The sequence below is a fragment of the Bradyrhizobium sp. USDA 4473 genome, assembly GCF_054063335.1.
In genome coordinates, this window is the sequence record NZ_JBSSGE010000001.1 from 2,726,329 (window position 1) to 2,743,544 (window position 17,216).

Here is a 17,216-nt window from a genome sequence, read left to right on the forward strand (position 1 = left end):
TCGGATGCAGAAGGATAGCGACAGGGCGCCACTCGCCGATGTGCGGGTGCTGGATTTTTCCATCATGGTGGCGGGGCCCTATTGCGCGCGGCTGCTCGCCGACGTCGGCGCCGAGGTCATCAAGATCGAGCCGCCGGAAGGTGACGACATGCGGCTGCGGACGCCGCTGCGTGAAGGCCACAGCACGTATTTCGGTCAGCTCAATGCCGGCAAGCGCAGCCTGGCGCTGGACCTGAAGAATCCTGATGCCATCAAGCTCGTGCATCGCATGGTCGTAGAGACGGACATCGTCGTCGAGAATTTCCGCCCCGGTGTCATGGACCGCCTCGGCCTTGGCTACGAGGCGCTTCGCGAGATCAACCCGCGCCTGATCTATTGCTCGATCTCGGGTTATGGCCAGTCAGGCCCTGCGGCCGGGCGCGCGGCTTACGCCATGATCGTGCATGCCGAGAGCGGGTTCGATCACTCCCTGATGCGATACGCCGGTGATCGCGATCGTCCGGCGGCCGGCGCGATCTTTGTCGCCGACATCCTTGGTGGCATTTTCGGCTACTCCGCGATTCAGACCGCGCTGGTCCAGCGTGAACGCACCGGGAAGGGGCAGCGCGTCGACGTCGCCTTGATGGACTGCATGCTGAACCTGCTGGTCTACGAGCTGCAGGAAGCGCAATTCCCGATCCGCTCGCGGCGTCCGACCTATGGGCCGGTCCGCACGCGCGATGGCGATATCCTGATCGCCCCGGTCACCCCGCGCAATTTTGCGGCGTTGTGTGAGGTCACGGGGCAGGACGAGCTGGCGAACGATCCGCGCTTCACGGCCATTCCTGCACGCGGCGCCAACTGGACCGCGATGATGCAGGTGATCGAGCAATGGACCGAGCGCCACACGGTTGCTGAATGCATCGCGGCGCTCGATCGGGCCGGCGTTCCCTGCGCCGAGTACCGGACGCCGGGCGCGGCGCTGACCGATGCGCATCTGCGCCAGCGTGGTGTGTTCGGGACGGTCTCGGATGGTGCCGGTGAATTCGTCGGCGTCAATGCGCCATGGCAGATGTCCGGGGCCGATACGCCGATTGGACGTCACGTTCCTGGGATCGGCGCGCAGCGCGACGATGTGCTGTCGCGAATCCTCGGACTGTCGCCGGAGGCGATCGCGGCACTCGCTGCTGCCGGTACGTTCGGCAAGGCGCCGGCCTAGGAGGGCGGGCATCGCGATCTCAACTGTCCGATGGCGCGTCCGGCGGCGGAGCCTTCGCGATCGCCAGCAGGCATTTCAGGAAATGCGCGCGATCTTCCTTGCGCAGCGGAGCCAGCATGATGTTCTGCAACTCGGCCGCGGCCGGAATAACCGCCAGAAGGGCTTCCTCGCCCTTGGCCGTGATCTGCACCTGCAGCGAGCGGCGGTCTTCCGGGTTGTCCTTCTTGGAGACCAGCCGGCGCGCGACCATCCGCTTCAGCATTTCGCTGAGCGTGTTGCGGTCGCAACTGATCCGGTCCGCCAGCACGGAGGGGGTGAGGGGGCCCAACTGGTAAAGCGCCATCAGCACGCCGAACTGTCGCGGCGTGATGTCGCTCTGCCGCGTCATGCTTTGATAGAGCCCGTCGTAACGGGCCTCCAGCAGCCGCAGCAGAAATCCGACTCCGCCTTCCAGCTGCCAGTTGCGCGCAATGTCTGCGGCCGAACCAATCTTCGTTGCCCTATCGGCTGCCATGCCGTCGCTAAACCCTAGCTGCGATTTACAAATTCGCCTTAGCCGTTAGCAGCTTGGCTGATTGCCCTCAACCCTGCGGTCAACCGCCGCCCAAGCTTGCTCCCGAACGATGCAATCGCTCCCGGCTCTTGTCAGCCTCTTCACCATGTAGTACGTATACGTATCAACGCGGAGACGTCGTGCAGGGAGGTTGAACTTGGACCTGCGTGAGCTGCTGTCGATTCCCTATCTGCTTGAGGCCGAGGCGGTTGAAACCGAACCCGGGCAGTGGCGGGTTCGCCTGACCTATCCGGAGCTGCCGGGATGTACGGCCGAGGCCGCCGTCGTTGAGGACGCCCTGCGGGAGCTGGAGCGGCGGCGTATCGAATTGATCGTCGGCCTCGTGGAGGAGGGCAAGCAGCCTCCAATTCCGCGCAAGCCACTCACCGCATCCGATCCGCTTTGGACCGCACAGGATCTCGGACTGTCCGACCGCGTCGCCGCGCTTCTCGGCGGGGCGGCGGGCCCGGCCACACGCAATTGAAGGAGGCAAACCCATGCTCTCGCGCGAAGACAATGAACGCCTGGTCAGGGTCGGCAAGGGCACGCCGCTCGGTGACCTGTTTCGTCTGTACTGGATTCCCTTCCTGCCGTCGGCGGATCTCGCCAAAGACGGGCAGCCGAAGCGCATCCGGCTGCTGGGTGAGGATTTGGTCGCCTTTCGGGATTCCGAGGGGCGCATCGGATTGGTCGACCAGGCGTGCCCGCATCGCGGCGCGCCGCTGGTCTTTGCGCGAAACGAGGATTGCGGGCTGCGCTGCGTCTATCACGGCTGGAAATTCGACGTCACCGGCGCGGTGACGGACATGCCGGCGGAGCCGGTGCGCAGCCGCCTCAAGGAGCGGGTGCGGATCAAGGCCTATCCCTGCAGGGAACGCAACGGGATGATCTGGACCTACATGGGTCCCGACCAGGCCGAGCTTCCGCCGCTGCCGAACCTCGAATGGAATCTGGTGCCGGCCGAGCAGGTGCACATCTCGGTTCGGGTCCAGGAGTGCAACTGGCTGCAGGCGGTCGAGGGTGAGATCGACTCGGCGCACGCGCCGCTGCTGCACGGGCGGCTGGACGCCCAGGGCACGACGAGCGCCTGGATCCAGAAGCGCGACCTGCGGCCGACCTTCGAATGCATCAAGCAGGACTTCGGCATGAGCATCGCCGCGCGGCGCAACTACGATGCCAACACGCTGTACTGGCGCGTCAACCAGTTCCTTCTGCCGTTCTACACGCTGGTGCCCCCGCTGTCTCCGTTCCCGGATCTGAGCGGGCACGCCTGGGTGCCGATCGATGACGAGAACACGCTCTGCATCATGTTCTCCTATCATCCGTCGGCGCCGCTGCCGGAGAAGACGCGGCAGGTGTTCGTCGAAGGACATAAGGGCCGCGAGAGCGGTCACGCCAGCCGCCACGCCCTCGTCGAGCACCCGGTGACGGTCCCGTACGCGGGCTACTGGACCAAATACAATCCGCAGAACGGTTTCCAATTCGACGATGAGGCGCAGCGGACCACCTGGTTCTCCGGCTTGCCCGGCCTTTGGGTGCAGGACGGCGCCTGCCAGAGTGGTGTCTCGCCGATCTTCGATCGCACCAAGGAGACGCTCTGCTCGAGCGATACCGGCATCGCGATGACGCGGCGCTTCATTCTGGAAGCGCTCGGCGCCCATCGTGATCACGCGATCAGGCCGAAGGGGGTGTCGGACCCCGACGTCTTCATGGTGCGGGCCGTATCGTTGCGGTTGCCGCCGGAGGATTCCTGGGTCGATGTCGGCGCACCATTCATGCGGGCGAAGCTCGGCGCCGATTTCGGGTACGAGCTGTGAGCCCATCCAACCATATGGCTGACACGCAGGAGGTGCTTGTCAAGCGGATCTGCCTCGAGGCCGAGCGGATCAATTCCTACGAGCTGATTGCCCGAACGGGCACCGAATTGGTGCCCTTCACCGCCGGCAGTCATATCGACCTGCATCTGCCGAACGGCATGCTCCGCAGCTACTCGCTGGTGAACGATCAGCGCGAACGGCACCGGTATGTCATTGCGGTCAACAAGGATGCGGAAAGCCGGGGAGGGTCGAGTTTTGTCCATGACACCGTAAGGGTCGGGGACATCATGACGATCTCGAAACCGCGCAACAATTTTGTGCTGCACGAGGACGCCGAGCATTCGATCCTGATCGCAGGCGGAATAGGCATCACGCCGCTGCTGTCGATGATCCGACGGCTGGAGGCGCTTGGACGCAGCTGGGAGCTGTTTTACGCCGCAAGGACGCGTACCGCCGCCGCGTTCCTCGACGAGCTCGCGACGTTTCGGTCCAATCGCTCGAAGACGCAGGTCGATTTCGACGACGAGCGAGCGGGACGGCCCTTCGATCTGCCGGCAATTGTCAGAGGCGCGCCAGTGCACGTACATCTCTATTGCTGCGGTCCGGTACCCATGCTCGAGGCATTCGAGGCGGCGGCTGCCGGTCGCCCGGCCGATCACGTGCATCTGGAGTATTTCAAAGCGCGGGAAGCGCCCGCCATCGAAGGCGGATTCGACATCAAGCTGGCGCGAAGCAGCCGCACGATTGCAGTCGAGCCCGGCAAGACGATCCTCGATGCGTTGCTGGATGCCGGAGTTGCCGCGAACTACGCCTGCACCGAAGGGGTCTGCGGTACCTGCGAAACGCGCGTGCTCGAGGGCATACCCGATCATCGCGACCAGTTCCTGAGCAAGGAAGAGCAGGCGGCGAACAAGAGCGTCATGATCTGCTGCTCGGGTGCCAAATCCCGCACGCTGGTGCTCGATCTCTAGAACAACAACGTCACTAAGAGTGGAAACGATGAAGTATCTTTTGCGCATTGCAGGAATAGCCCTTCTGGCTGTTTGGGCCAGTTCGCCTGCGTCGGCGGACGCTGAGCGTTCCCTGAAGATCGGCGTGCTCAACGACACGTCTGGTCCTTACTCCGACAATGCCGGAGAAGGTTCGGTGACGGCGGCCAAAATGGCCGCAGAAGATTTCATGCGGCTTCATCCCGACTTCAAGGTCGAGATCGTCTCCGCCGACCACCAGAACAAGGCGGATGTCGGCGCCGCAATTGCCCGCCGCTGGATCGACCAGGACAAGGTCGATGCGGTCGCCGACGTGCCGAACTCGGCCGTCGGGCTCGCCGTCAACGAAGTCGTGCGCGGCACCAAGGCGGCACTGATTGCGTCGAGTGCCGCGTCCTCGGACCTGACCGGGAAATACTGTTCGCCCAACACGATCCAGTGGACCTTCGACACCTGGGCGGCCTCGCACACCATCGGTGCCTATCTCGTGCGTCACGGCGGCAAGAAATGGTACTTCATCGCGACCGACAATGCGCTCGGCAAGTCGATGGTGCGCGACGGAACGGCGGTGATCGGCGCCGGCGGCGGCACCGTGCTCGGGTCGGTCAATGTACCCATCAACAATGCGGACTATGCGTCATTCATCCTGCAGGCTGAGGGGTCGGGTGCCGATGTGGTTGCGTTTGCGACCGCCGGCGGTGACACGGTCAGCCTGATCAAGCAATCCGCCGAATTCGGTTTGAAACAGAGTGGACGTACCTTTGCGGCGCTCTTGACCACCACCAACGATGTGGAGTCGAGCGGCCTTGCGGTCGGCGAGGGACTGATTGTCACCCAGCCGTTCTACTGGAACCTCAATGACGCCAGCCGCACCTGGTCGGCCAGGTTCAGCGAGCGTCAGCATGGGCAGTCGCCGACCGCGTTCCATGCTGGCGTCTATTCCTCGGTCCTTGCCTATCTGAACGCGGCGTTGGCGGCTGGAACCAACGACGCGCCGGCGGTCATTCAGAAGCTGAAGGAGAAGCCGGTCGACGATGCTTTGTTCGGTCCGGTCGTGGTCCGCGCGGACGGCCGCGCTATCCACAACATGTACATCTTCAAGGTGAAGAGCCCGAGTGTCTCGAAGAGCAAGTGGGACCTGATGGAGCAGGTCGGCGTGCTCACAGGCCCCGAAGCCTTCCGGCCGCTCGACCAAGGCGGCTGCTCGCTGGTCGAGCCGAAGAGCAATTGACGGTCGAACGCTTCATGAACCTGGACTCAAACGCACGGAACCTGTGATGCTGGACCAGCTTGAAACCGACTTCCCCGAGCACACGCCGCGTCCATCCGATGCGCCAAAGGCGCTCGAGGGGATCCGGGTGATCGATTTCTCGCACTTCATCGCGGGGCCGTTCGCGACCATGATCCTCGCCGACATGGGTGTCGAGGTGATCAAGATTGAAGCGCCGGGCCGTGGCGACGATCTGCGTCGCTATCCCCCGATGCACCCCGATCTCGGACACGGTGCGCCGTTTCTCTGGACCAACCGCAACAAGCGCAGCGTCGCGCTCGATCTCAAATCGCCTGAGGGCCTGAAGGTCGCCCGTGAGCTGATCGCGACCGCTGACGTCGTGGTCGAGAATTTTTCGGCTGATGTGATGGCGCGGCTGGGGCTCGATTACGAGAGCTGCCGCAAGATCAAACCCGAGATCGTCTATTGCTCTGTGTCGGCCTATGGCCGCGACGGGGCGTTTTCGGACCGGCTCGGCTTCGATCCAATCGCGCAGGTCGAGAGCGGCTTTGTCTCCATGAACGGCTATGCCGACCGCGAGGGCGTGCGCGCATTATCGCCGGTGATGGATATCAGCACCGCGATGATGGCGAGCAACGCGATCCTCGGCGCCTTGCTGGCGCGCGAGCGCAGCGGGCAGGGCCAGGCGATCGAGGTCTCCTTGTTCGAGAATGCGGTCCTGATGACCGGCTACGCGACCATGCAGTCGCTGTTCAGCGGTGCCAATCCGAAGCGAAGCGGCAACACGAGTCCGGACACGTGCCCGTCGGGTGTGTTTCAGGCCAGCGACTGCTGCTTCTACATCAACTGCGGCAACGACAAGATCTTTCAACGCCTGATGGCGCAGGTGCTCGAGCGCGAAGATCTTGCGGTGGCCGAGGTTTATGCGACGGGTCCGGATCGGATCCGCCGACGGGAGGAACTGTTCGCGATCCTCGGCAATGCCTTTGTCCGGCAGCCCTGGTCACACTGGCAGTCGCGGATGCGGGCGGCCGGTGTGCCCTGCGGGCAGCTGCGCACTGTCGGCGAGGCGATCCGTTCACCCGAGGCGAGGGAGCGTGGGATCGTCACCCGGATCCCGCACGAGACCGTGGGATGGGTGCCGAATGTGAACCTGCCGATCCGCTACTCACGGACGCCGATCGTTGATCCCGTTGCGGCACCTGCCGTCGGTCAGCACACCGAAAGCGTCCTACGTGAGCTGCTCAGCTATGACGAGGCGAAGATCGCGCGCCTTGCCGCAGACGGGGCCTTCGGCAGCCAGCCCTCGCGACGGGATGCCAAGTCGTGACCGCGCGCGCGAGGGACGAACGGACGCTGCGGGGTCGTGTCGCGGTGATCGGGATCGGTGAAACGGAATATTATCGCCACGGTGCATCCCCCGACCCGGAATTCAAGCTGGCACTGAAAGCCATTCTGGCGGCTTGCGAGGATGCCGGACTCGATCCGCGCGAGATCGACGGGTTCTCGTCCTACAGCGACGATCGCAGCGAGGCGTCGCGGCTGGCCGCGGCGCTGGGCACGCATCGATTGCGCTCCGCGACCATGCAATGGGGCGGAGGGGGCGGTGGCTGCTGCGCGGCGGTTGCCAATGCGGCCGCCTCGATCGTCGCGGGCCTCGCCGATTGTGTCGTGGTGTTCCGCGCGTTGTCGCAGGGCCAATATGGCCGGTTCGGGAAGGCGGGCGAGATCCACACGGTTTCGGGCGAACGCTCCTATCTGATGCCGTATGGCGTGCTGGCGCCGCCGCAGCGCTTTGCCATGCGGGTGCAGCGCTACATGCATGAGCACGGTGTGCGCCAAGAGGCATTGCGCGCGATTGCGCTTGCCTCCTATCACCATGCCCAAGCCAATCCACGCGCCGTGATGCATGGCAAGCCGCTGGACGTCGGGAAATACGATGCCTCGCGCTGGATCGTGGAGCCCTTCCATCTCTACGATTGCTGCATGGAGAATGACGGCGCAGCGGCCCTGGTACTGGTATCGGCGGAGCGCGCCAACGACTTCAAGCGCAAGCCGACCTATCTGCTCGGTGCGGCCTTCGGCTCCGGGCATCGCGCAGGGGCGACTGCGCACAACGCGACACTCTATGCTACCGCGAGCTTCGACACCGTTGCCCCAGATCTCTATCGCATGGCCGGGGTGGGGCCATCGGATATCGGCGTAGTCCAGGCCTATGAGAATTTCACCGGCGGCGTCGTACTGGCGCTGGCGGAGCACGGCTTCTTCGAGCCCGAGGAGGCCAACGAGTTTCTGACCTTCGAGAATCTGATCGCGCCGTCCGGGCGGCTGCCGCTCAACACCAGCGGGGGCAATCTAGCGGAGTGCTATATGCACGGATTTGAGCTCGTTCTGGAGGCCGTTCGGCAGGTACGCGGAACTTCGACGAACCAAGTTCGACGAAACGATGTGGCGCTGGTGATCGGCGGCCCGATGGTGACGCCGGCCAGCAACCTCATTTTGGCCTCGGAGGCGACCTTATGAGTGGGCCCCTCAATGCGCGCTATCTTCCTGCCGGATTACCCATCCCAGTCAGCGAGCCAGATGGGCTCTCGGCGCCCTATTGGGCTGGCCTGCGGGAAAGCCGCCTACTGGTGCAACGCTGTGCCCGCTGCAGTTCCTGGCAATTCGGGCCGGAATGGATCTGCCATCATTGTCATGCCTTTGAGCTCACATGGACCGAGGTCGAGGCGAGCGGCCGCATCTTCAGTTGGGAGCGCGTCTGGCATCCCTCGCACCCGGCGCTGAAGCAGCATGGTCCATACGTCGCGGTGCTCGTCGAGCTACCAGACGCCGGTGGCGTGCGTATGGTGGGTAATCTGCTGGGCGATCCCCGCCAGACCGTGGTCATCGGTACTGAGGTTAAGGGGGTCTTCGAGCATCACCCGGAGTCCGATCCATCCTTTTCGTTGCTGCAATGGCGGCTGCGGCAAGGCCCTGACGAGGTCAGCGGTCACTCGACCGGCTAGTTAGTGTCGTAAATTGAAAGGAATCCTGCGATTCGAACGTGTGGCCTTCGCCTTGAGGGCAGCGGTCACGAGCGCAGACGGTCTCTTGGTCAGGGCGTATGTAAGCGCGGCGGTTTACTCAGGTGGCCAAGCGCAACGCGTTGCAAGAGCGCTGCGAAATCGATCCGCTCTCCGGCACTTCAGGCGCAAGCTTTCGACGACGATCACCTCGGCTTGCCGCGGGTTGCATTCGGCAAGCTCAACCAGCTTGACGTTAGGAGACTCAAGCCTGCGCGCCTACCTTGTCGGCATCGACTTCTTGGCATCGAAGGAGTTCCGATCAGCCCAATGCTTCATCCGCTTCGTGCGCGAGTCGAAAAGCGCCGGCGGTCCGTAGCTCATGTCGAATTTCGATCGCACGGCGGCAGTCGAGCTTAGTGAGATCTGCTGTGGGACCCACAGGGCCATCATTCTTGCGCGCCATCTGCTCGATTCCATCGTTCGGAATAGCGAAATTCGCCGCAGCGCGTCTGGCTTGGCGATACCAGCAAAAATACCTGCAAGGTGAACCGCTGCAGTGGGCTTATGCTTGGATTTTCAATTCGCCGCGACAGTTTTTGGCGAAATCCGGAATCGAACTGGCGTCTTAAGTTATTGTTATAACTGAGATTTTTTCCGTGGTGCCCCTGGCCGGAATCGAACCAGCACTCCTTGCGGAACTCGATTTTGAGTCGAGCGCGTCTACCAGTTCCGCCACAGGGGCATTCGCGATGGTCCAGACCGGGAAGGGCCGGGGTCGCGAAGCGCGGCGGACTATAGCGGGCGGCCCGTCACGGTCAACCCGCGCGGATGTGAATGTCCGGCGCCTCGACAGCGGTAATTTCGCGCGATACGACCGCAATCGAGCATGGAGCAGGGCCATGACCCTCCCGAATGACGCTCCCAGGAGGACCGCCGTGACGATTGCCACCGCCCATCCGTCGCATGCTTCGGCGAGCGGCAATCCCGCGCTGGCCTCGGCCCTGGCGATTGCCGTGATCGCGGCGGCGACCTTGGCCGGCGCCTGGTTCTTCCAGCTCGTGCTGGAGATCATGCCCTGTCCGCTCTGTCTCGAGCAGCGCTACGCCTATTACCTCGCGGTCCCGCTCGGCGCCGTGGTGGCGCTCGCCGCCGCCCGCGGCGCGCCGCGTCCGGTGCTGCTGGCGGGCCTTGCGATCCTCGGTCTTGCCGCGCTCGCCAATGCCGGGCTCGGCAGCTATCACGCCGGCGTCGAATGGGGATTCTGGCCGGGACCGACCGATTGCACCGGCCCGATGGTGGATTTCGGCAAGGCCGGCTCGCTGCTGGACCAGCTCGACAAGGTCAAGGTGGTCCGCTGCGATGAGGTGCAGTTTCGCTTCCTCGGCATCTCGCTCGCCGGCTACAACGTGCTGATCTCGCTGTTGATGGCCGCGATCGCCGGCTGGGGCGTGATGCGGGCCGCGAAGGCCTGAGGTCGCGGCCGCTTCCCTTGATCCGTCATGCTGAGGAGCGCGTAGCGCGCCTCGAAGCATGCACGGCCACCGGCCGGGCCGTTCATCCTTCGAGGCTCGCTCCGCTCGCACCTCAGGATGACGGGACGGAGAGCTTCTAATCGTCGACGTCGTCCTGCGGTCGGCCGAACAGATGGATGATGCCCGGCGTCGAGATGGTGACGAACAGGAAGCGCGACAGATGATGCGCGCCGACGAAGATCGGGTCGATATGCAGCGTCAGCGCCAGCGCCAGCATGGCGTCCATCGCGCCGGGCGCGAAGGCGACCACGACGTCGGCGAGCCGCACATGGGTGGTGAAGCCGATCACCGCGACGAACACGGCTGAGATCAGGATCGCGATCGCGAACGAGCCGAGCCCGGCATTGACGTGGCTCAGCAGGGTCGAGGTCTTCATCCGCGCGAAGCGGGTGCCGATAATGGCGCCGATGCCGACCAGCGCGATGTTGCGGAGCCACGGCGGCAGGCCGCCATCGATCAGGCCCGAGCCGTGCAGCAGGCTGGAGGCGAGCATCGCGCCGAACATCCAGCTGGCGGGGAATTTGATCCAGCGCAGCAGCAGCGATACGCCGATCGACAAGGCGACCAGGGCTGTGAGGCCGAACGGCGAGGCGACCGTGGTCGGCAAGGGCGGCGGCGCGGCATGCGTCACCCCGGTCAGTGCCAGCACCAGCGGCAGCGCCGCGGTCAGGATGATGACGCGCATGGTCTGCACCACGGCGATCGCCGCGACGTCGGCGCCCTTTTCCGCGGCCAGGATCGTGATCTGCGACAGCGCGCCGGGACTGCCGGCGAGGAAGGCCGAGGTCTGGTCCCAGCCATGGACGCGTTGCAGATAGAGGCTCGATCCGAAGGTCGAGCAGAAGGTCGCCAGGGCCAACAGGCCGATGGTCAGCGGATAGGAGCTCATGTGCTGCAGCAATTGCTGTGACATCAGCGAGCCCAGCGAGATGCCGAGCAGCAGCAGCACCGATTGCGTCAGCACCGGCGGCACCGCGAGCGGCCGGCCGGCCAATGCGGCGAGCGCGACCGCCACCATCGCGCCCGAGATCAGGCCGCCCGGCAATTCCGCCCATAAAAACAGCAAGCCGCCGCCGGCGCCGATGACGAGGGTCTCGAGCCCGTTCAGAACTTTGCTGCGGTCGGGAATGGCTGATGCCATCGAAGCGCGGATCAGGGTCACGCCGCCTTATGGCAAATCCGCAACCACGGGACAAATGCATCTCGCGATTGCAGCATTGCGCCGGAAAACGCGAGCGACTCGCGCGGCGCACAGATTTTCACCCTCCCCGGTTGGGGAGGGTGAGGGACACGTCGAGGTCTATCCGCGCGTTACTTCGTCGCCGCGGGCGCGGCGGCACCGCCGCCCGCCGCGTTCTTCTTGCACTCGGAACGGAATTTCTTGCGCTCCTTGCCGTGCAGGCCCTTGGCGTCGGCTTCCTTCGAGCATTCCAGCGACTCGGCGGTGCGCGGCTTGGCTTCCTTGGGCGCCTTGGCCGCAGTGGCCGCCGGAGCGGCGTCCTTGGCGGCGGGCGCGGCAGTCTGCGCGAAAGCCCCGCCCATCAGCAGCAGGGAGGCAACGGCAGTCGCGGTCGCGAACGTGGTAATCGTCTTCATGGGGCACCTCGTGAGGAAAGGAGCCGAAACGTTGCGCGGCGATGCTGAACCGTGGATGAACATGCCGACGTCCTGCCGCCACAATATTTTAGCGCCCAGGCGCGCCCGCACGTTGTCGCAAGTCGGGGTTGCGCTAGGATAATGGTCTTACGCCAATGCCCCCAAGGCAAGCCCCAAAGGGAAACCAACGGGAAACCAGGGATGACGGGAGACTAGGGATGACCATTCAGACCAGATTGTTGTGCGTGATTGCGGTGTCGGGCTTTGCAGCCTTTGCGGCGAGCGCGCCGGCACAGGCCCTGACCGCGCAGGAATGCAGCGCCAAGTACCAAGCGGCCAAGTCGGCCGGCACCCTCAACGGCCAGAAGTGGAATGATTTCCGCAAGGCCCAGTGCAGCGCCGATGCGACCCCGGCTGCGGCGCCCGCCGCTCCGCCGCCCACTGCTGCCGCACCTGCTCCGGCTGCACCGAAGGAAGCCAAGCGGGAAGCCGCTCCCGCCGCGGCACCGGCAGCCCCGTCAGGACCCGCTGTGTTTCCGAACGCGGTCGATCCCAAATACGCCAAGGAGACCGAAGGCAAGCAGCGCATGCACAGCTGCCTCGACCAGTACAACGCCAACAAGACCACGGGCGGCAATGGCGGCATGAAGTGGATCCAGAAGGGCGGCGGCTATTACAGCGAATGCAACAAGAAGCTCAAGGGCGCCTGAGCCCGGCCGGAGCTGACGTTTGACGAGCGGCCGGCGCAAGCCGGCCGCTTTCTTTGACGCCATTGCTACTGGCCTTCCGCCAGCAGCTTGTCCGCCGATTGCGCCAGCAGTTGCGCGCGCTTGCGCGCGCCGCGCTCGAGAAACAAGAGGCTCTGGCCGAAGATGAAGCAGTAGAACAGGAAGGCCTGCGCATCGGCCTCTTCAGACGACATCCCGGTGGCGCGGTAGAGCTGGCCGACCTGCTTCAGCCGCGCGGCATCGACGCTCGCGGCGGCCGTGGCGGCGGCCTCGTCGGTGCGTGCCCATTGCCGGATCGCGAGTTCGACTGCCATCGCCTCGGCGTTCATGCGCTCCGAATAGAGCGTGATGATCGCCTTCAGCCGCTCCCGCGCGCTGGCGCCGTCGAGCGCGGTCTGCTTCTCTATCGCGGCGATGCGGCCGTCGCGCCAGCGCACCAGCATGGCCTCGAGCAGCGCGGCGCGATCCCTGAAGCGGCGGTAGAAGCCGCCCTTGGTGACACCGAGATTCTTCGCCAGCACCTCGACCCGGACGCCGTCGATGCCGCTATGCGCAAGTTCGGCAAAGCCGGCCGCGACCCAGGCGTCGCCCTTGCTTTCAGTCATGTGATCTCCGCGGAGCGGGTCTGATACGGTACCGTATTGCTAGCCTGCTTGGTCCTTGATACGCTACCGTATCAAAAATCGAGGGAGGGGTACCATGGAGGGCGAGGCGACCTATCGCGGCACGGTCTATCCCTGGCACTGCGATCACATCGGCCACATGAACGTCATGTGGTATGTCGGCAAGTTCGACGAGGCGAGCTGGAACATGTTCGCGCGGCTCGGCCTGACGCCGAGCTATCTGCGCGAGTCCGGCCGCGGCATGGCCGCCGTGCAGCAGAATATCTCCTACAAGCGCGAACTGCTCGCCGGCGATCTCGTCGAGATTAAGAGCCGGCTGGTCGAGTTCCGCGACAAGTCGATCCGCATCCTGCACGAGATGCGCAACGCCGAAGCCGGCGAGGTCGCCGCGACCTGCGAGATCACCGCCGTGCATATCGACCGCGCCGCGCGCAAGGCGGCACCGTTCGCGCCGGCGATCCGCTACGCCGCGATGCCGCATCTCGTGCCGTCAGAACCGGTGAGCGCGTGACCGCGATGCCCCGCTTCGAGCCGAAGAATCCCGATTTTCGCGCGGTCGCGGCCGATACGTTCGCACGCCAGCGCGCGATGCAGACGCTCGGGATCTCGATCGCGCGGATGGAGCCGGGGGAAGTCGATCTCGCGATGCCCTATGCGCCGGAGTTTTGCCAGCAGAACGGCTTCGTGCATGCCGGCATCATCACCGCGGGTCTCGACAATGCCTGCGGGATCGCGGCCTTCACGCTGATGCCCGAAGGCTCCGACATCCTCACCGTGGAGTTCAAGACCAACCTGCTGGCGCCGGCCCGCGGCGAGCGGTTCGTGTTCCGCGGCACTGTGATCAAGCCCGGCCGGACGCTGACCGTCTGCGACGGCCGCGCCTACGCCGTGCAGGACGGCCTCGAGACGCTGGTCGCGACCATGAGCGGCACGCTGATGGCGTTGCAAAGACGGGAGCAATAGAGGCGCGTGCAATAAAAGCGTACGCAGCCTCTGTTCCGTCATCCTGAGGAGCGCGCCTTGCGCGCGTCTCGAAGGATGAACGGCCCGGCTGGTGGCCGTCGATCCTTCGAGACGCGCGTTCCGCGCTCCTCAGGATGACGGGTTTGAGAAAGGCGCAACGGATCAGCGACCAGAGTGCCTAGCATCTGCGCACGCGCTCAAGGCCTGGTGCATTGACAAGCTACCGTCGTGCCGACCTGATAGCTGGATGCTTCGCGCGAGCGCCCTGCCATGATCGCCAGCCTCAGTCTGATCCTGCTCTGCCAACTCGTCGGCGAGGTTATGGTGCGAGCGCTCGCCGTGCCGGTGCCGGGTCCGGTGGTCGGGCTGGTGCTGCTGCTGTTGCTGCTGTTGGCGCGCGACCGGTATGCGGCGCTGGCGCGCGGGCCGCTCCGCAATGACGGCGTCGAGAGCGCCAGCCGCGGCATGCTCGCCAATCTGTCGCTACTGTTCATCCCGGCCGGCGTCGGCGTGGTGCAGAAGCTCGATCTGCTCGCCGAACACGGCACGGCGATCCTGGTGATCCTCGCGGTATCGGTGATCGTCACGCTGCTGGCGACGGTTGCGACCTTCGTCGCGGCGAGCAGCCTGTTCTCGCGCGACAAGGAGGCGCCGTGAGCGACAACCCGTTCTCGCTCTGGGTCTACCTCTCGCAGTCGCCGTTGCTCTGGCTGACGGTGACGCTGTTGACCTATGCCGCGACCGATGCGGTGTCGCTGAAGACGCGGCGGCATCCGCTCGCCAATCCCGTGCTGCACTCGCTGTGGATCATCGGCGCCTTCCTGCTGCTGACCAAAACCTCCTACACCACCTATTTCGCCGGCGCGCAGTTCGTGCACTTCCTGCTCGGGCCGGCGACGGTGGCGCTGGCGGTGCCGCTCTACGAGAACCGCAAGCGGGTGGCGGCCGCGGTGCTGCCGATGCTGGTCGCGCTCGCGGTCGGCTCGCTGACGGCGATCGTCTCGGTGGTGCTGCTGGCGCGGGCGTTCGGCCTGCCACGCGACATCATCCTGTCGCTGGCGCCGAAATCGGTGACGGCCGGCGTCGCGATGGGCATCAGCGAATCCCTGCACGCCGATCCTTCGCTGACCGCGGTGTCGGTGATCCTCACCGGCATCATGGGGGCGGTCATCGTCACGCCGTTGATGAACTTCACAGGGATTACCGACTTCCGCGGCCGCGGCTTTGCCGCCGGGATCGCGGCGCACGGCATCGGCACCGCCCGCGCCTTCCAGGTCGACGAGGTCGCCGGCGTCTTTGCCGGCATCGCGATGAGCCTGAACGCGCTGGTCACCTCGCTGCTGGTACCGCTGGCCGTGACATATTTGCTGCGCTGATGCCGGCTGCATGGCGGTTTTGTGCTATCGGTATGGCATCAGGTAGCAAATCCTTCTAGGGTGCCGCCGCAAACGCGAGTCTGTCTCCCTTGGTCTTCTCTGCAACTCAAAGCCTGCTTGGGCTGGCATCGGGCATGCTGGTCGGCTTTTCGCTGGGCCTGGTCGGCGGTGGCGGGTCGATCCTGGCCGTGCCGCTGATGGTCTATGTGGTCGGCGTGCCCGAGCCGCATGTCGCGATCGGTACATCGGCGATCGCGGTCGCCGCCAACGCCGCGATCAATCTCTCCAACCACGCCCGCGGCGGCACCGTGATCTGGTCCTGCGCGCTGGTGTTCGCGCTGTCAGGCATGCTCGGGGCGTTCGGTGGCTCGATCCTCGGCAAGATGCTGGAGGGCCAGAAGCTGCTCGCGTTGTTCTCGATCGTGATGCTGGTGATCGCGGGCCTGATGCTGAAGACCCGCGCACGGGTCGGGTTGACCGACGTCAAGATCTCGATGTCCAACATGCCGGCGATCATCGGCCTTGGCCTTGCGACCGGAACCATGTCGGGCTTCTTCGGCATCGGCGGCGGCTTCTTGATCGTGCCGGCGCTCATGCTGGCGACCGGGATGCCGATCATGAACGCGGTCAGCTCCTCGCTGGTGGCCGTCACCGCCTTCGGCATGACCACGGCCCTGAGCTATGCGTGGTCCGGGCTGGTGTCGTGGGGCCTGGCGGGGCTATTCGTCGCCGGTGGCATCGCGGGCGGCCTGTTGGGCACCCGCAGTGCCCGGCACCTGTCGGAACGCCGCGGCGCCCTGAATATTGTCTTTGCGACTGTGATTATCGTGGTGGCCATCTATATGCTGCTGCGTAACATCAACGTGTCCTGAACGTAGAAGGGCGAAGGGCCCTTCCGGAAGCCAGCCATGAACCATCTGACGACATCACCCCTGATCGACGCCGCTGCCACCCGGCGCGGTGCGCTCGGCTTGATCGGTGCCGGCATCGCGCTCTTGGCCGCGGGCGGCGCGCGCGCCGAGGACGACAAGGTCCTGACCGAGGAGCAGGTGCTGCGCGATCCGGATATTCCTGTGATCGGCAATGCCAAGGGCGACATCACCATTGTCGAGTGGTTCGATTACAACTGCCCGTATTGCCGCAAGCTCGCGCCGGAGCTGCGTCAGGTGGTGCAGGACGACGGCAAGGTTCGTCTGGTGCTGAAGGACTGGCCGATCCTCGGGCCGGTCTCCAAGGTGGCGGCGCGGATGGCGCTGGCGGCGAAGTACCAGGACAAGTTCGAGGCCGCGCATGAGGCGATGATCTCGGTCAATTCGCGCATCACCGAGCCGCGCATCGCCGAGCTGCTCTCGGGCGCCGGGCTCGACATGGACCGGCTGAAGAAGGATCTCGACACCAACGCCAAGGCGATCGACGCGATCCTGTCGCGCAACAACGAGCAGGCGATGGCGTTCGGCTTCAACGGCACGCCGTCATTCATCGTCGGCAAGTATCGGGTGCCTGGCGTGCTCAGCATGGATCAGTTCGAGCAGGTGATCGCCGACGCGCGCAAGGCCAATATGGGCCGCAAGACCGAGCAGAACTAAGTCCCTTGGCATTCAA

General features: G+C 64.8%; 20 protein-coding genes and 1 tRNA gene. 16 read left to right on the top strand and 5 right to left on the bottom strand.

Going from position 1 to position 17,216, the window contains the following annotated elements:
• The first annotated feature begins 4 nt into the window (after positions 1-4).
• Complete coding sequence (locus ACVW17_RS12750; RefSeq protein WP_456752214.1) at positions 5-1,198, top strand: CaiB/BaiF CoA transferase family protein; 1,194 nt, start codon at positions 5-7, stop codon at positions 1,196-1,198.
• Between the two features lie 19 nt (positions 1,199-1,217).
• On the opposite strand, the gene ACVW17_RS12755 is transcribed toward ACVW17_RS12750, so the two are convergent.
• Complete coding sequence (locus ACVW17_RS12755; protein ID WP_456752215.1) at positions 1,218-1,712, bottom strand: MarR family winged helix-turn-helix transcriptional regulator; 495 nt, start codon at positions 1,710-1,712, stop codon at positions 1,218-1,220.
• Between the two features lie 196 nt (positions 1,713-1,908).
• Between ACVW17_RS12755 and ACVW17_RS12760 the strand changes: the two genes are divergently transcribed.
• Genes ACVW17_RS12760 through ACVW17_RS12790 form a run of 7 tightly spaced genes read left to right on the top strand, consistent with a single transcriptional unit; the run spans position 1,909 to position 8,796 of the window.
• Complete coding sequence (locus ACVW17_RS12760) at positions 1,909-2,235, top strand: hypothetical protein (protein ID WP_456752216.1); 327 nt, start codon at positions 1,909-1,911, stop codon at positions 2,233-2,235.
• 13 nt (positions 2,236-2,248) lie between these two features.
• Complete coding sequence (locus ACVW17_RS12765; RefSeq protein WP_456752217.1) at positions 2,249-3,568, top strand: Rieske 2Fe-2S domain-containing protein; 1,320 nt, start codon at positions 2,249-2,251, stop codon at positions 3,566-3,568.
• A gap of 14 nt (positions 3,569-3,582) precedes the next feature.
• A complete protein-coding gene (locus ACVW17_RS12770; protein ID WP_456752218.1) occupies positions 3,583-4,539 on the top strand; it encodes a PDR/VanB family oxidoreductase in 957 nt (318 codons plus the stop codon).
• Positions 4,540-4,567: 28 nt separating this feature from the next.
• The gene (locus tag ACVW17_RS12775; protein ID WP_456752219.1) at positions 4,568-5,788 is read left to right on the top strand and encodes an ABC transporter substrate-binding protein; all 1,221 of its coding nucleotides are present in this window, start codon (positions 4,568-4,570) and stop codon (positions 5,786-5,788) included.
• A 46-nt stretch (positions 5,789-5,834) separates the two neighbouring features.
• Positions 5,835-7,118 (top strand): CaiB/BaiF CoA transferase family protein, encoded by a 1,284-nt coding sequence (locus ACVW17_RS12780; RefSeq protein WP_456752220.1) that lies wholly within the window; start codon positions 5,835-5,837, stop codon positions 7,116-7,118.
• The gene (locus tag ACVW17_RS12785; RefSeq protein ID WP_456752221.1) at positions 7,115-8,311 is read left to right on the top strand and encodes a thiolase C-terminal domain-containing protein; all 1,197 of its coding nucleotides are present in this window, start codon (positions 7,115-7,117) and stop codon (positions 8,309-8,311) included. The genes ACVW17_RS12780 and ACVW17_RS12785 overlap by 4 nt, the downstream gene beginning before the upstream one ends.
• Positions 8,308-8,796 (top strand): Zn-ribbon domain-containing OB-fold protein, encoded by a 489-nt coding sequence (locus ACVW17_RS12790; RefSeq protein ID WP_456752222.1) that lies wholly within the window; start codon positions 8,308-8,310, stop codon positions 8,794-8,796. Before ACVW17_RS12785 ends, ACVW17_RS12790 begins: the two co-directional genes overlap by 4 nt.
• Positions 8,797-9,453: 657 nt before the next feature.
• Here the strand turns inward: ACVW17_RS12790 and ACVW17_RS12795 are convergent.
• Positions 9,454-9,538, bottom strand: a tRNA-Leu gene (locus ACVW17_RS12795).
• Positions 9,539-9,695: 157 nt separating this feature from the next.
• Between ACVW17_RS12795 and ACVW17_RS12800 the strand changes: the two genes are divergently transcribed.
• A complete protein-coding gene (locus ACVW17_RS12800) occupies positions 9,696-10,268 on the top strand; it encodes a disulfide bond formation protein B (protein ID WP_456752223.1) in 573 nt (190 codons plus the stop codon).
• A 136-nt stretch (positions 10,269-10,404) separates the two neighbouring features.
• On the opposite strand, the gene ACVW17_RS12805 is transcribed toward ACVW17_RS12800, so the two are convergent.
• Positions 10,405-11,490, bottom strand: coding sequence for an AbrB family transcriptional regulator (locus tag ACVW17_RS12805; RefSeq protein WP_456752224.1), 1,086 nt, complete (start codon positions 11,488-11,490; stop codon positions 10,405-10,407).
• Between the two features lie 149 nt (positions 11,491-11,639).
• The gene (locus ACVW17_RS12810) at positions 11,640-11,924 is read right to left on the bottom strand and encodes a PsiF family protein (RefSeq protein ID WP_456752225.1); all 285 of its coding nucleotides are present in this window, start codon (positions 11,922-11,924) and stop codon (positions 11,640-11,642) included.
• Between the two features lie 218 nt (positions 11,925-12,142).
• Between ACVW17_RS12810 and ACVW17_RS12815 the strand changes: the two genes are divergently transcribed.
• On the top strand, positions 12,143-12,634 hold the full coding sequence (locus ACVW17_RS12815; protein WP_456752226.1) for a hypothetical protein: 492 nt from the start codon (positions 12,143-12,145) through the stop codon (positions 12,632-12,634).
• A gap of 65 nt (positions 12,635-12,699) precedes the next feature.
• Here ACVW17_RS12815 and ACVW17_RS12820 read toward each other — a convergent pair whose 3' ends face one another.
• On the bottom strand, positions 12,700-13,257 hold the full coding sequence (locus tag ACVW17_RS12820) for a TetR/AcrR family transcriptional regulator (RefSeq protein ID WP_456752227.1): 558 nt from the start codon (positions 13,255-13,257) through the stop codon (positions 12,700-12,702).
• A gap of 94 nt (positions 13,258-13,351) precedes the next feature.
• Between ACVW17_RS12820 and ACVW17_RS12825 the strand changes: the two genes are divergently transcribed.
• From ACVW17_RS12825 to ACVW17_RS12850, 6 genes are all read left to right on the top strand, one after another.
• Complete coding sequence (locus tag ACVW17_RS12825) at positions 13,352-13,786, top strand: acyl-CoA thioesterase (protein ID WP_456752228.1); 435 nt, start codon at positions 13,352-13,354, stop codon at positions 13,784-13,786.
• A 5-nt stretch (positions 13,787-13,791) separates the two neighbouring features.
• On the top strand, positions 13,792-14,238 hold the full coding sequence (locus ACVW17_RS12830; protein ID WP_456756408.1) for a PaaI family thioesterase: 447 nt from the start codon (positions 13,792-13,794) through the stop codon (positions 14,236-14,238).
• Between the two features lie 270 nt (positions 14,239-14,508).
• Complete coding sequence (locus ACVW17_RS12835) at positions 14,509-14,895, top strand: CidA/LrgA family protein (protein ID WP_456797176.1); 387 nt, start codon at positions 14,509-14,511, stop codon at positions 14,893-14,895.
• On the top strand, positions 14,892-15,614 hold the full coding sequence (locus ACVW17_RS12840) for an LrgB family protein (RefSeq protein WP_456752230.1): 723 nt from the start codon (positions 14,892-14,894) through the stop codon (positions 15,612-15,614). The genes ACVW17_RS12835 and ACVW17_RS12840 overlap by 4 nt, the downstream gene beginning before the upstream one ends.
• Before the next feature lie 134 nt (positions 15,615-15,748).
• The gene (locus ACVW17_RS12845) at positions 15,749-16,486 is read left to right on the top strand and encodes a sulfite exporter TauE/SafE family protein (RefSeq protein ID WP_456756409.1); all 738 of its coding nucleotides are present in this window, start codon (positions 15,749-15,751) and stop codon (positions 16,484-16,486) included.
• A gap of 36 nt (positions 16,487-16,522) precedes the next feature.
• The gene (locus ACVW17_RS12850) at positions 16,523-17,200 is read left to right on the top strand and encodes a DsbA family protein (RefSeq protein WP_456752231.1); all 678 of its coding nucleotides are present in this window, start codon (positions 16,523-16,525) and stop codon (positions 17,198-17,200) included.
• Positions 17,201-17,216: the final 16 nt, after the last annotated feature.

Coding starts and splice junctions, on each gene's coding strand:
- ACVW17_RS12750 (WP_456752214.1), top strand. CDS start 5: ATGCAGAAGGATAGCGACAGGGCGCCACTCGCCGATGTGCGGGTGCTG.
- ACVW17_RS12755 (WP_456752215.1), bottom strand. CDS start 1,712: ATGGCAGCCGATAGGGCAACGAAGATTGGTTCGGCCGCAGACATTGCG.
- ACVW17_RS12765 (WP_456752217.1), top strand. CDS start 2,249: ATGCTCTCGCGCGAAGACAATGAACGCCTGGTCAGGGTCGGCAAGGGC.
- ACVW17_RS12770 (WP_456752218.1), top strand. CDS start 3,583: ATGGCTGACACGCAGGAGGTGCTTGTCAAGCGGATCTGCCTCGAGGCC.
- ACVW17_RS12775 (WP_456752219.1), top strand. CDS start 4,568: ATGAAGTATCTTTTGCGCATTGCAGGAATAGCCCTTCTGGCTGTTTGG.
- ACVW17_RS12780 (WP_456752220.1), top strand. CDS start 5,835: ATGCTGGACCAGCTTGAAACCGACTTCCCCGAGCACACGCCGCGTCCA.
- ACVW17_RS12790 (WP_456752222.1), top strand. CDS start 8,308: ATGAGTGGGCCCCTCAATGCGCGCTATCTTCCTGCCGGATTACCCATC.
- ACVW17_RS12800 (WP_456752223.1), top strand. CDS start 9,696: ATGACCCTCCCGAATGACGCTCCCAGGAGGACCGCCGTGACGATTGCC.
- ACVW17_RS12810 (WP_456752225.1), bottom strand. CDS start 11,924: ATGAAGACGATTACCACGTTCGCGACCGCGACTGCCGTTGCCTCCCTG.
- ACVW17_RS12815 (WP_456752226.1), top strand. CDS start 12,143: ATGACCATTCAGACCAGATTGTTGTGCGTGATTGCGGTGTCGGGCTTT.
- ACVW17_RS12820 (WP_456752227.1), bottom strand. CDS start 13,257: ATGACTGAAAGCAAGGGCGACGCCTGGGTCGCGGCCGGCTTTGCCGAA.
- ACVW17_RS12825 (WP_456752228.1), top strand. CDS start 13,352: ATGGAGGGCGAGGCGACCTATCGCGGCACGGTCTATCCCTGGCACTGC.
- ACVW17_RS12830 (WP_456756408.1), top strand. CDS start 13,792: ATGCCCCGCTTCGAGCCGAAGAATCCCGATTTTCGCGCGGTCGCGGCC.
- ACVW17_RS12835 (WP_456797176.1), top strand. CDS start 14,509: ATGATCGCCAGCCTCAGTCTGATCCTGCTCTGCCAACTCGTCGGCGAG.
- ACVW17_RS12845 (WP_456756409.1), top strand. CDS start 15,749: ATGCTGGTCGGCTTTTCGCTGGGCCTGGTCGGCGGTGGCGGGTCGATC.
- ACVW17_RS12850 (WP_456752231.1), top strand. CDS start 16,523: ATGAACCATCTGACGACATCACCCCTGATCGACGCCGCTGCCACCCGG.